The 12,986-nt window shown below is 61.7% G+C and carries 11 protein-coding genes and 1 tRNA gene; 6 read left to right on the forward strand and 6 right to left on the reverse strand.

All coding sequences use genetic code 11. The features are described from left to right. The first annotated feature begins 390 nt into the window (after positions 1 to 390). Positions 391 to 2,439 (forward strand): ATP-dependent nuclease, encoded by a 2,049-nt coding sequence (locus tag H536_RS0101695; protein ID WP_029702555.1) that lies wholly within the window; start codon positions 391 to 393, stop codon positions 2,437 to 2,439. Further along, on the forward strand, positions 2,436 to 4,181 hold the full coding sequence (locus tag H536_RS0101700) for a UvrD-helicase domain-containing protein (RefSeq protein ID WP_024348822.1): 1,746 nt from the start codon (positions 2,436 to 2,438) through the stop codon (positions 4,179 to 4,181). The genes H536_RS0101695 and H536_RS0101700 overlap by 4 nt, the downstream gene beginning before the upstream one ends. A 297-nt stretch (positions 4,182 to 4,478) precedes the next feature. On the opposite strand, the gene H536_RS24195 is transcribed toward H536_RS0101700, so the two are convergent. Beyond that, the gene (locus H536_RS24195) at positions 4,479 to 5,006 is read right to left on the reverse strand and encodes a thermonuclease family protein (RefSeq protein ID WP_155898349.1); all 528 of its coding nucleotides are present in this window, start codon (positions 5,004 to 5,006) and stop codon (positions 4,479 to 4,481) included. A gap of 417 nt (positions 5,007 to 5,423) precedes the next feature. Here H536_RS24195 and H536_RS22295 point away from each other — a divergent pair, with 417 nt between their 5' ends. Continuing rightward, on the forward strand, positions 5,424 to 5,807 hold the full coding sequence (locus tag H536_RS22295) for a helix-turn-helix domain-containing protein (RefSeq protein WP_024348823.1): 384 nt from the start codon (positions 5,424 to 5,426) through the stop codon (positions 5,805 to 5,807). A gap of 32 nt (positions 5,808 to 5,839) precedes the next feature. Here the strand turns inward: H536_RS22295 and H536_RS0101710 are convergent, their stop codons facing one another. Together H536_RS0101710 and H536_RS0101715 are read right to left on the reverse strand one after the other, a co-directional pair. Next, positions 5,840 to 7,153, reverse strand: coding sequence for a tyrosine-type recombinase/integrase (locus H536_RS0101710; RefSeq protein ID WP_024348824.1), 1,314 nt, complete (start codon positions 7,151 to 7,153; stop codon positions 5,840 to 5,842). A gap of 205 nt (positions 7,154 to 7,358) precedes the next feature. Further along, a tRNA-Met gene (locus H536_RS0101715) sits at positions 7,359 to 7,435 on the reverse strand. 227 nt (positions 7,436 to 7,662) lie between these two features. On the opposite strand from H536_RS0101715, the gene H536_RS0101720 reads away from it, so the two are divergent. Further along, entirely contained in the window at positions 7,663 to 8,622 is a 960-nt protein-coding gene (locus tag H536_RS0101720; RefSeq protein ID WP_024348825.1) for a Gfo/Idh/MocA family protein, read from the forward strand. A gap of 69 nt (positions 8,623 to 8,691) precedes the next feature. On the opposite strand, the gene mnmA is transcribed toward H536_RS0101720, so the two are convergent. Continuing rightward, complete coding sequence (gene mnmA, locus H536_RS0101725) at positions 8,692 to 9,864, reverse strand: tRNA 2-thiouridine(34) synthase MnmA (protein WP_024348826.1); 1,173 nt, start codon at positions 9,862 to 9,864, stop codon at positions 8,692 to 8,694. 373 nt (positions 9,865 to 10,237) lie between these two features. Between mnmA and sciP the strand changes: the two genes are divergently transcribed. Continuing rightward, entirely contained in the window at positions 10,238 to 10,528 is a 291-nt protein-coding gene (sciP, locus tag H536_RS0101730) for a CtrA inhibitor SciP (RefSeq protein WP_024348827.1), read from the forward strand. Between the two features lie 406 nt (positions 10,529 to 10,934). Here sciP and H536_RS0101735 read toward each other — a convergent pair whose 3' ends face one another. Then, on the reverse strand, positions 10,935 to 11,303 hold the full coding sequence (locus tag H536_RS0101735; protein WP_029702559.1) for a flagellar export protein FliJ: 369 nt from the start codon (positions 11,301 to 11,303) through the stop codon (positions 10,935 to 10,937). A gap of 368 nt (positions 11,304 to 11,671) precedes the next feature. On the opposite strand from H536_RS0101735, the gene ctrA reads away from it, so the two are divergent. Continuing rightward, positions 11,672 to 12,367, forward strand: coding sequence for a response regulator transcription factor CtrA (gene ctrA, locus H536_RS0101740; RefSeq protein WP_009208810.1), 696 nt, complete (start codon positions 11,672 to 11,674; stop codon positions 12,365 to 12,367). Positions 12,368 to 12,534: 167 nt separating this feature from the next. Here ctrA and H536_RS0101745 read toward each other — a convergent pair whose 3' ends face one another. Continuing rightward, positions 12,535 to 12,942 (reverse strand): response regulator, encoded by a 408-nt coding sequence (locus H536_RS0101745; RefSeq protein ID WP_024348829.1) that lies wholly within the window; start codon positions 12,940 to 12,942, stop codon positions 12,535 to 12,537. Positions 12,943 to 12,986 lie beyond the last annotated feature (44 nt).

The raw sequence follows: 12,986 nt of genomic DNA on the forward strand, positions 1-12,986 counted from the left end.
AATGTCCCGGAAAAACTGCCAGTGGCGCCAAAGGGCAACCTGAATTCATCAAGCCATGCATTGTCTCGGTTCGCGAGAAGCCGCTTAGCGCCCATTTCGGTCATCAGAGCGCATAGCCATCACTTCCGTTAGCGGAATCCTGAACCTCCCTCGGAACACCGTGAAGCCCCGGAAAACCGGACGTCCGTGATTCGTGTCAGAACCGGCCGGTTCTGACACCAGCGAAGACCGAGAAGCGGGCGTTTCAGCGTCGTCGGACGCTTCCGAAGCCAGCCGCTCGTTCAGTTATGCGCGACAATCCCTTTTGTCGGTGATCAATTTGCGATCAGACCAACTCGCACTTGGAACGGGCGAACCCGCCGATAGAATGATGGCGACTTAGGGGACGGCATGATCAGACTTACAAATGCGCGCGTTGAGGGTTTTCGTCTGCTGGACAATATCGAGATCGCCGTGGAAGCCGGCGCGACGGTTGTTGTCGGGCGCAACAATAGCGGCAAGACCTCGCTCACAGAAGTGTTCGACCGTTTCCTTGGCGAGCAGGCCGGTAAGTTCCGTCTTGAAGATTTTGCTGCCGTCGTCAGGCCCAAATTCCTGTCCGCGAAAGGGCTGAGAGACGGCGGGGGTGCCGCTCCAGAGGACGTGCTCGCGGAGTTGCCGGTCATCGCGCTTACGCTGACCTTCACCTACAATCCGGCCGCCGACGATCTCGGCGCGCTGTCGCCGTTCGTCATCGATCTCGATCCCGATTGCGTCACGGCCATCGCCCGGATTGAATATTCGCCCGTGCTCAACACCGTCCCGATGTTGCTCGATCTACCCGAACTGGAAGAGGGGGCTAACCCGAACGAGAGTCTCCTCCGACATCTACGTGATGGTATCCCCAAGGCTTACGCGATCCGCTGCTTTGCGATCGACCCCACCGACGACACCAACCGGCGCGCGTTCGATAAAACCACCGAGCTTTCCGCGTTGATCCATACCGGCTTCGTCAAGGCTCAGCGGACGCTCGATCTCGGCAAGCGTGGCGACACTGACGTGATCGGCAAGCTCCTGAACAAGCTATTCAAGACCGCCAACACCCTAACTGCATCAGTCGATGATCAGGAAATCGCCCAAGGGCTCAAGGCATCCGTTGCCGATCTCGAACAGGCGATGCAGGGGGATTTCGACGAGCGGTTGAAAGCCTTGCTGCCCGCGCTTAACACCTTCGGCTTCCCCAGCATCAACGATACCGAGTTGCGGCCGCATACGACGATCGATGTCGAGAGCCTTCTCACCGACAACACCCGCATCCTTTATACCGGGGCCGACGGCGTTCACCTGCCCGAGGGATACAACGGGCTTGGCACACGCAACCTCATCTATATTCTGCTCCAGCTGGAGGCTTTACATAAAGCCTATCGTAGCTCCGCGATGCGGCCCGTGACCCATCTCATTTTTATCGAGGAACCCGAGGCGCACCTCCACCCGCAGATGCAGGAGGTGTTTATCAGCCAGCTCAATGCGGCCGTCGCTACCCTTTCACAGAAATATCCCGGCGAACCGGTCTGGCAGGTGCAGTTCATCGTTTCTACCCATTCCTCACACCTCGCCAATGCGGCTCAGTTCGACGCGATCCGCTATTTTCTGAACGAGCCCACAGCGCATGAAGGTGTCCGCCGCACCAAGGTGAAGGATTTCCGTCGCGGTGCCGAGGCAATCAGCCCCGAGGACCGCCGCTTTCTCCAACAGTATATGACGCTCACAAAGTGCGACCTGTATTTCGCGGACAAGGCCATCCTCGTGGAAGGAGCCACCGAACGGATTCTGATGCCGCGCATCTCCAAGATCGTGGACGCTGACCTACCCGCAGGCAGCAAGCTCAGCCGTCAGTATATCACCACCATCGAGGCCGGTGGCGCGCATGCACAGGTTTTCTATCCGCTTCTTGAATTTCTGGAGCTGAAGACGCTTGTCATCTCCGATCTCGACGCCGTGCGGCTCCTGGATTCTAAATGGCGGAAGTGCCCTTGCGCAGACGGTGAGCGCACGTCGAACTCGGCGCTCAGGGCATGGTTCGACGAGCCTCACATCTCCGTCCAAGACCTGATGGCGAAGACCACCGCCGACAAGACGAAGGGCTTTTGCCGCATCGCTTATCAGATGGCGGAAGATGGATCGGCTCATTGCGCGAGAAGCTATGAAGACGCCCTTATTCTCGCCAATCTCGCGGACTTTGAGATTGTCGATGATGCCGAGGCAGCCAAGAATGCGTGGGAGACCGCGCAGGATTTTAGAAAGTCCGAGGAGGCGATCAAATTTGCCGTCCGCGAAGAAAATTGGAACGTGCCCCGGTATATCCGCGAGGGGCTGATCTGGCTGTCCGAACCGCCACCACCACCCGACGCTCCGCCGCCCATAGTTCCCGGCGGCGAGCCTGAGGAGGCAGCGGCATGACGACCCAGCCTCCATCGCCTGCGGTTGTTGCGGCCCAGCAAGCACAAGAAAGACTCGAGGCATGTCTGGAGGCGGGTGAGAACTTCCGTCTGGAAGCTGGCGCAGGCGCGGGAAAAACCTATTCGCTGGTCGCGGCACTGCGGAAGCTGATCATTGAGCGGGGCACGGCGCTGATGAATGCCGGGCAGAAAGTGGCGTGCATCACCTATACCGAGGTGGCTCGCAACGAGATCGCTCAGGAGATTGAGCAGCATCCCGCCATTCTCGTGAACACCATCCACGGGTTCGGATGGTCCTTCATCTCACCGTTTCAGAAGCAGCTTCGCGATCTTGTCGCCGCTCAGGAAAACCGTCAGGAAGCGATCGAGGCCGCCGGGGGAATCCACAACCAAACGGTCGAATACAATCTCGGCTTTTTCGGCATCGACGATAAGCGGATCACACTCCATCACGACGATATCCCGAGATATCTCGCCGCGCTGCTCGCAAATCCAAAGTTTCAGAAAATTTTCAGCAGCCTGCACCCTGTGCTTTTTATCGACGAGTATCAGGACACCGACCCGCTTGTCATGAGCGCGCTCTCGGACCAGTTTTTTGCGACCGGCACGGGACCTATTATCGGCCTCTTCGGGGATCACTGGCAGACGATTTATCGCAAGGACTATCAGCTAGCGGAGTTTCCCAACGTCGAGCCGATCGACAAGGGTTCCAATTTCCGTTCCGTCCCGGTCATCGTGAACGTGCTGAACAAGCTCCGCCCGGAGCTGGTGCAACACGTAGATGACGAAACCGCTCAGGGCGAGGCGCGGTTCTTCCATTGCAATGCCTACACGGGCGAGCGGGTGGACTCACGAAACGGAAAGGCAGAGCTGCCTGCTGAGCTATCCTTGAGCTTCATCGACACCCTCAAGGAGCAGTTGGAAGCCGAGGGATGGGACATGGCTCCGGCAAAAACCAAAATCCTGATGCTCACTCATAACGCAATCGCGGCTGAGCGCGGCTACCCAAACCTCGCCAATATCTTCGAGCACAAGGAGGCCTTCTCCAAGAAGCAAGACGCGACCATCGCCTTCCTTGCCGACACCGTTGAGCCGATCTGCCTAGCCTATATCGCCGGAAATTATGGCGACATGTTCCAGTTTATGGGCGGCCTTCCCACGATCCGAAAATCCGCCGACAAGGCCGAGTGGCGGGCGCAGATGGATCAGCTTGTCGGGCTTCGTGCTAATGGCACAATCGGTGAGGTGATCGATTTTCTGAAGAACACTTTACGGCCGCGCCTCACGGATCGGGTAGCCAAACGCGAAGCTGAGATCGCCGGACTTGGCCCCGATGAAACGCCGGACGAATCCAAATCCCTCAAGCGTCATCGCAAGCTTAGAAACGTGGCGTACCGCGAGCTGGTCGCGCTCGTGGAATTCATCAACGGCTTCACGCCGTTCGCCACGCAGCACAGCGTGAAGGGCGCGGAGTTCGAAAATGTATTCGTCATCCTCAGCGCCGGGTGGAACCACTACAATTGGCCGAAATTTCTCGAAAGCCTTGAGACGGGGAACATCCCCGCGAAGGAGCAGGCGAGCTTCGCGCGGTGGCGGAACCTCTTTTATGTCGCCATTTCGCGACCTAAGAAGCGGCTTGCCGTTTTGGCAACTCAAACGCTCGGACCACAGGCGCTTGCGGCAACGGTCCACTTATTCGGTGATGAGAATGTCCTATCGCTACCGGTGCCCCAGCGTGAATAGGTGAGCAAATTCAGGAGGCCGTGAAGCTCGGCCCGATGCGTTCGCCTTTCTGATGATCCGCGCTCGGTGCGCTCTCGCAATCCCGCCGCAAGTAACCCTGGTACGAGATAGCAGTCTCGGGTCCCAAAGCGACCATTCCGGTTTTTACCGGATGAAGAAAGCTAGTCTAGGGTGTCGAAACCGAGCGGTTGTGACACTCGCTGAGAGGCAGCTTATCGCCCTTTGCGAACGAAAAGTTGCCAGTCCGCTATGGGCCCCTTTTGGTCATCGAAGTTTGCCGCATAGATAGGCGCGCTTCTAGCGGCACCAAGGATTGCCGCTATTCGGCCAACCCTGGGACAAGCCTTCAGCAATCAACACGTCACCGGCGTCGCGCCCGTCCGCGAGGGTGATGGTGACCAGCGTACGCTCGTAGTAGCCTTTGCCGTGTCGAGTTAGGGTGTAACCGCGAGTCATCAGCATGCGCAGCCGATCGCGAGCAGCATAGCCTCGCGACCTTTCATTCGCGCACTCCGGTGATGATATTTCCGGCGTATCGATATTGGCGATCCGCCATTTGTCGCCGTCCTGCCACCCCGTGTCGCCGTCAACGATACAGGTTACCTGTCGCGCCGCTCGATCTCCGCCAGAACAAGCTGGAATAGGACCACGATACTGAGGTCTTGTCGCGGCCGTGATCGACCTGACACCCGCGGTGGTGTCATTGAAGCTGATGACCCCGGAAAGCCGGGCAATTGTCTCGCCGGCCCGTAACTCGGGCCACTCGAACGCCTGCAGACGATCGAGCAAATGAAACCGATCAGCGACGATCGGTGCGGCGAACACCACCGCGCATGCGAGTATTAGATGCGGCCAGAAGGTAGAGTTGCGCTTCGGCGCCCGGGGCTCAGTTCGGCGCTGTCGAGCTTCTTGAAGATTGCTGACATTGCGAAGCCATACGTCGCCACTCTTTCGATGACGTGTGATCTGCGATTGTGGCCGTTTTGATTGCCAAGGGCTGTCCATACTGCCACGCTAGCAACTGCTCGATAAGCTTTCGTCTCTGCAGACTGAAAAAATCGAGATATCGATGCTGCGCACCTCTCTGTATCCGGATGGCGTTCCAACAATCCGTAGATGCAGCGGCAACGACCCATCTTTCTCAAGTCAGCGGCGATAATGTACTCTATAGGCTGCGTTATCTCCCCAACTCTGTCACAATTTTCGTGACCGGTTGATGTGAACTCTTGGCCGAGGGAACGGATGCGCCAACAAGTTTCAGCAGATCAGGAAAAAGAGCTCGGCGCACGATTGCGTGGCTATCGGAATTATCGTGGTATGTCGCAGAGCGACCTGGGCAAACATTTAGGCGTCACGTTTCAGCAGGTTCAGAAATACGAAAAAGGCGTCAACCGGATCTCCGGCATGCGTATCCTGGAGATTGCCAAGGTACTGGGAATTTCAGTGTCGACGCTGCTCGGAGAGGACAGCAGCGCTGATCCTGTCGGCCAAATTTCGTCGGAGAGCTTGGATCTGATCCGACGCTTGGAAGCCATGCCGGAGGCATCGCGGCGGTCAGCGACTGAGGCAATGATCCGCATCATAGATGCGATTGAGGGGGTCAGAAAACTAGGCGACCCTGCATGATGCAAGGATGCTGTCGGAGGCAACCGATGCCATTACCGGTTTCCCCATTCCGGTCGGAGGCTCTCTTTCATTCGTTCGATCTGAACCTGCGCGTAGTGCTTGTCGATCATCGCGATTGAGGTGCGCGTGTTGCGGGCCAGGTCATGAATGGGAACACCGTGGGCTAGCTGCTGCGACATGTGGAAGTGCCGGAGCGAATAGGATGTGCGGCGCACACCGCGATGATCCGTTTCCAGGCCGCAGTTCCGCAGCAGCTCGTTAAATCCTTTTTTGAAGCTCTGGATACGCCCGCCGCTGGCATCTGCGAACACGGGATCATCATCAGCGGGTTCGCGCCCGGTGCCCTTCTCGAACATCTGCCAAAGCACGTCGAACCACGGCAGTGCCGAAAGCTGGGGAACGAGCGTGCCGCTCTTGCCCTTTCCCCTCACCCGGATACGGATGTCACGGTCACCGATGGGCAGTTGCCGGATTTTCCGATAATCGAGGACGTCACCCCAGTTGAGATTCTTGCTCTCGGTGGGTCGCATCCCGGTGGCCGCAGCGATCTCGATATAGCAGTGCAGGGTGATGCGATCCCGGCGCGTGTGGTCATCCAGTTTGGATAGTCGCCACTGACGACCGTCCTTGGTCGACACGGTGCGCTCGGTTCCACTCAGCATGATGGGATCAACGAGCCGGTCCAAACTGGTCTGGATCAAATTCTCGAACTCGTGGGGCTCGAAGCTGGGTCGTCGGTTGTCCACGCGCCGGCGAATCTTGATCGTTGGGACCTCGATGGCCCGCACGTAACCCCACTTGGTCGCCTGCTGGAACAGCGCTCGCACGATCACCAACTCGCCACGCTGACGACTTATCGACGGGACCTCTCGCTTTACCGAGCGCTTGAGTGCCCTGCCCCCGCGTTCGTAATGGATATGCTCGAGGTCCTTGCCGGGACCACTAATCCAATATTGTCGCCGCCATTCCACATAGCGTTCCAGATCGGGTTCGCCGATACCATCGATGGGGCGTTCGCCGAAAAAGCCGATGAGATAACGGCGAATCACCGGTGGCCAATCTCGCCGATGATGGGAGCTGCGCTGGTCTCGATCGACCTCCAGCAGGATCTGTTCGATGAAGCTCTCGGCGACCTTCGCGAACGGCATCGCCGTGACGTTCAATCCGTTCTTGTCCCGGTAGCTCGCTTCTGCCCAAATCTCGTATGCACGGCGTTCCGCATTGTGGCGATCGTCGGTTTCCAACGATTTGCGGATCTGCTTGCCCTGCATGGTGAAGCGAACGGACCAGTTTCTCGTCCCCTTGCGCTGGAACAGCGTGAATGGCGGCGGCGACAGCTGGGACATGGAGGGCTCCAATGGCGTTACGCTGGTACCCTGCTCTGCGCTAAGACTGTGCTAGGGCCACCCGAGCCAGGCACCGCAAGCCTTGATAACAAAGAGCTTCTGCCAGTGCTGTGCTGAGGCTGTGCTAGCGTAAATCCAGCACAGTGAGCCGTACAGAGCCGGCCGGAACTTTCCGATAAACACTTGTTTTAATTGAGAGAATTAGTGGTAGCGGGAGAGGGACTTGAACCCCCGACACGCGGATTATGATTCCGCTGCTCTAACCAGCTGAGCTACCCCGCCACGGAGCGGATCGTCGCAACGACCGCTCGGAACGAGGGCGGATATAGGAGAGGGCGCGGACGCCTGTCAATGCCTTCGCTGAGCTTTCGCCCAGGAAGCCGCGATGCGGTGGCGCCCGGCCCCTCGGCCCGCAGGTCTGCACGCCCTGCGCCGCGCTTTGCCATGCCCGACTTGCGAGGCGTCCGCCGCTTCGCTAGGTCGAAGCCATGTCAGCTGAGGTCCATGCCATGTCGCCAAGAATCGCCGTCGTCGGATGCGGGCAATGGGGCCAGAATCATATCCGCACCCTGGCCGAGATCGGTGCCCTGGCCGCTGTCGCCGACCGCAACCCGGACCGCGCCACGGCCTTCAGCGAGCAATACGGCGTTCCCGCGCTCGCGCCCGAGGTCGCCATCGCCTCCCCGGACATCGACGCCCTCGTCCTGGCCCTGCCGGCCTCGGTGCATGGGGTCACCGCCCGCGCCGCCTTTGCCGCCGGCAAGGACGTCCTGATCGAAAAGCCGATCGCCCTCGACCCGGCCGATGCCGAACGCACCGCCGCGGCGGCCCGCGAGGCCGGACGGCTGTTGATGGTCGGCCATGTCCTGCGCTTCAATCCGGTGTTCCGGGCGCTCTGCGGCGAGGTCGCCGCCGGCCGCATCGGCACGCTGCGCCACATGATCTCCACCCGCATGGGCCTCGGCCGCTTCCTCGGCATGGATGTGGTCTGGGACCTCGCCCCGCACGATCTGTCGATGGTGCTGCATCTGGCCGGCGCCCATCCGATCGATGTCTCCTGCCGCCGCCGCACCGTCCTCAGCGACGAGACCGACATCGCCGACATCGTCATGGACTTTCCCGGCGGCGTCGGCGCCGAAATCCACGTCTCGCGGGTCTCGCCCTATCGCGACCGGCGCTTCTCGGTGATCGGCACCAAGGGCATGCTGACCTTCGACGATCTTGCGCCCGAGGGGGAGAAGCTCGCCTTCTACGCCCACACGGTGTGGCGGACGGACAATGCCTTCGCCTTCGAGAACGCCCCGGCGCAATATCTGGAGACCGAGCCAGGCATGCCGCTGGATCGGGAATTGCGGCATTTCATCGAATGCATCGGCACGCGGGCCGAGCCCGAGACCGGCGCCGACGAAGCCGTCGAGACGGTGCGGATCCTGTCGGTCGCCTCGCCGCTGGCGCGCACCCCCGGCTGATATTGAAGAAGGCGGCCGGCGGGAAAATCTGCCGGCCCCGCGCGCGCCTGCCTGCCTACGTGATCGCGCCTATTCGGCGGCCAGCACCGGTGCGGCGCGCTGCGCCCTCTGCGGCCGGTCGGTCTCGCTGATCACGCCACCGCCCAGCACTTCGGCGCCGACGCCCTCGCCGCGATAGAAGACGCAGGCCTGCCCCGGCGCGACGCCGTCCTCGCCCGAGGCCAGCTCCACCGTCCAGGCGCCGTTCTCGACATGGATGCGCGCCGGTGCCGGCGGCCGGGTCGAGCGCACCCGCACGTAGATCTCTTCGTCCGCCGCTGCCATGTCGGCCGGATCGGTGCGGCCCAGCCAGTTCACGTCGCGCAGTGTCAGACGGCGCGTCGCCAGCGCCTCGCGCGGGCCGACGACGACCTGCGCCGTCGCCGGATCCAGCGCCACCACATAGAGCGGATCGGCCGCGGCAATGCCGAGCCCCCGGCGCTGGCCGATCGTGTAGTGCACGATGCCCGCGTGGCGGCCCAGATGCCGCCCGTCCAGATGGACGATGTCGCCGGGCTCGCTGGCTTCCGGCCGCAGCTTGCGGATGACGTCGCTGTAGCGGCCCTTGGCCACGAAGCAGATGTCCTGGCTGTCGGGCTTGGCCGCAACCACGAGGCCGTGCCGCTCGGCCAGCTCACGCGTCTGCGGCTTGGTCAGCCCGCCCAGCGGGAAACGCAGGAAGTCGAGCTGCTCCTGGGTGGTGCCATAGAGAAAATAGCTCTGGTCGCGGTCGAGATCGGCCGGCCGGTAGAGGCTGCGATGGGCGCCGTTCTGGCGGCTCTCGATATAATGGCCGGTCGCCAGCGCGTCGGCGCCCAGATCCTGCGCCGTGGCCAGGAGGTCGCGGAACTTGACCGTCTGGTTGCAGGCGACGCACGGGATCGGCGTCTCGCCGGCCAGGTAGCTGGCGGCGAACGGATCGATCACCGCCTTGCGGAACCGGTCCTCATAGTCGAGCACGTAATGGTGGATGCCCAGCGTCTCGGCGACGCGGCGGGCATCGTGGATGTCCTGGCCTGCGCAGCACGAGCCGGCACGCCGGGCCCCCTCGCCCGCATCGTAGAGCTGCAGCGTGATGCCGACGACGTCGTAGCCCTCCTCCTTGAGGATCGCGGCCACGACGGAGGAATCGACGCCGCCCGACATGGCGACGACGACGCGCGTGTCGGCGGGTGGCTTCGGCAGATCGAGACTGTTCGACATCGGCCACTCCGGCAGCGTGTTCGAATGGACGGGATGTGGGTACGGGAATGCCCGCTTCTACCCGCAGGCGGGGACCGAATGCAAAATCCCTGTGGCGGCAGCATGACGGCGAGGCCGACTCGCGACGCGCAAAAAACTTCGCCGCGGCCGCTATTTTCCGCCTCCGCGGGGCGCCAATCGGGGCTTGCAGCCGCGAAATGCGGATTTTCGGAGGCCACTTTTCACGCCGTCAGGGCGAAAAAGCCCGGATTCGCAGGCAGTTGGCCAATTGCTTCAAACTGTTATCGAAACCTTACGCGACGCTTGACGGATTTTTTAGGAGCGGCGTTCTAGGTTGGGGCTCGATTAGGTCTTGAGTGTTGTAGAGAGTACAATGACCGATCAGGTTAGACCACGCGTTAAGTACGTCATTGGCCCCGACGGCAGCCCGTTGACGATTGCCGACCTGCCGCCATCCAACACCAGACGTTGGGTCATCCGCCGCAAGGCCGAGGTCGTTGCCGCCGTGCGCGGTGGCCTCCTCAGTCTCGATGAAGCCTGCTCGCGGTACACGTTGACCGTCGAGGAGTTCGTCTCCTGGCAGATGTCCATCGACCAGCACGGGCTTGCCGGACTGCGCACCACGCAGATCCAGGAATACCGCAAAAAGTCCGACCTTCACTGACGGTCGGATCGGGCCCCGCCTCGTGCGGGGCTCTCAGCGCCCGGCTCCGGCCGGCCGCAAACCGGTTGATCCGCCTGCCGCGGTCGCCTCACGGCGCCGTGCCGTCGCCGATCGAATCGCCTGGACCGCGCTGCGCACGAATCCGCCGGTCCGATTCCCGCTCCCCTCCCCTCGCGCCTTCTTCCGCCCGTTTGACGGCCGCTCGGCCTGAGCGCGACGCCTGTCGCGGCATCGCCGCGTGGCCGATCCCGATACGGAAAATGCCAGGCCCGCCCAACTGGCGTCCTGGCACTGAGATCACGCGGCCTTGCGAAAGTCGGGCCGACCGATCACCGCCCCCGTCGCCGCGCGGCGCCAGGGGCTGAGTGAAAGATTGCCGGTGCGGTTCGCGCCGGGCGGTCGCTGGTCAGCCGACGGCTTCGCGGCGGTCGTCCTCGCCGTCGCGCTGGCCGTCGCGCAGCTCCAGCTTCTCGGCATGCAGCAATTCGGCCTCGGCCTCTTCCAGCGCCAGCTTCGCGGCGTTGATCTGGGTCCGCAGGTCCTGGACCGAATTGGTCAGGTTGTCGCGACGCGAGCGCGCCGCCTTGGCGAAGGTCGGATAGGCGAAATGGGTGATATCGGTAATCCCCGCCTTCTTTTCCTCGTTCGAAATCTGATGATCGAGCTCGGCCGCCATCCGGGCGAACTCCCCCATCATCAGTTCGAGCTGCTCGAGCTGACGACGCTTTTCGCTGACCTTGAAACGCGTCAGTCGCACCAGGTTGTCACGCTTCATCACTCAAACTCCAGATGACGGGCTCCGTCTGACGGCCCGGAAAAGATGCGGCGGACGGTTTTGGGCAAGCCTCGTGAGCTATGCGTTTAACCGTCTGTTTACGCGCACCATTAATCATAGGGGTGAGGATTTAAGGCTGGGTAAACCGAACGCACCGACTTTGGCGGATCGCTCAATCAGGCGGAACACCGGGGTCAGACCAAGGGAAACCAGGTCTTTCATCGTAGGACAGATGCCCGCAGCCCGGCCGACCGTTCGGATTGTGAGCATTTGTTAACCACTTCGTGCCACTTTTGGGCCGAACTTTAGACAAACCGGGGCCATGCCGTTTACCCGAATCGGCAGGGCTGGGCTAAGAGGAATTTCTGATGCGCGTTCTTTTGATCGAAGATGACAGCGCGGTCGCGCAGAGCATCGAGCTCATGCTCAAGTCAGAGAGCTTCAACGTCTATACGACCGATCTGGGCGAAGAAGGCGTCGACCTCGGCAAGCTCTACGACTACGACCTCATCCTTCTCGATCTGAACCTGCCGGACATGTCGGGCTACGAAGTCCTGCGCACCCTGCGCCTGTCCAAGGTGAAGACGCCGATCCTGATCCTCTCCGGCATGGCGGGTATCGAGGACAAGGTGCGCGGCCTCGGCTTCGGCGCCGACGACTACATGACCAAGCCGTTCCACAAGGACGAGCTGGTCGCCCGCATCCACGCCATCGTCCGCCGCTCCAAGGGCCATGCCCAGTCGGTCATCAACACCGGCGACCTGACGGTCAATCTGGATGCCAAGACGGTCGAAGTGAACGGCCAGCGCGTGCATCTGACCGGCAAGGAATACGCCATGCTGGAGCTGCTCTCGCTGCGCAAGGGCACCACGCTCACCAAGGAAATGTTCCTCAACCACCTCTATGGCGGCATGGACGAGCCCGAGCTGAAGATCATCGACGTCTTCATCTGCAAGCTGCGCAAGAAGCTGGCGACGGCCACCGAGGGCAAGAACTACATCGAGACGGTCTGGGGCCGCGGCTACGTGCTGCGCGAGCCGGAAGTCGCCCGCGGCGCCGCCTGATCGCGCGCCCGGCTTTCTGATCGCGTCCCGGATCTTTCGGGACCTGTCTTCCAAACGGCCTGCCCGGTTCCCCGCGGCGGGCCGTTTGGCATTCGGGCCTGGCTGTTTTCGGATTGGCTGTTGCGGATGATCGGCGCCATGCGCCGCCTGCCTTGCGAGACGTCGGCTCACGCGGCCGAGGCCGAGGCGCCTTCCGCGCTGGTGCCGGCAGCCTGGACGAAAGGCGTCAGCCAGCCTTCCAGCGCACTGCGATCGAATGGCTTGTAGATATAGTCGGTGACGCCGGCCCGGCGCAGGCGCGTCATCAGGCCGAGGTTGGATTCCACGATCGAGGCGAGGATCACGGTCGGCCGGCCCTCCGCCTCGGCGCGCAGATGGCGGACCAGCTCGACGCCGGCCGGATCTTCCGCCGACGCCGCGACGATCACGATCTCCGGCAGGCCGTTGGCGGCGACCCATGCCTTGGCCTCGTCGCCCGAGGCGACCCCTTCAACCGTCAGTCCCATCTGGAACAGGATGCGCGACGCCACCTTCCGGATCACCGGAGCCGGATCGACGATCAGACAGCTCTGCATGGGCGCTCACCTCTCCTGACGGGGCCCGGACAATCCGTCCGGAA

The organism is Aurantimonas coralicida DSM 14790 (assembly GCF_000421645.1).
Taxonomy (GTDB): domain Bacteria; phylum Pseudomonadota; class Alphaproteobacteria; order Rhizobiales; family Rhizobiaceae; genus Aurantimonas; species Aurantimonas coralicida.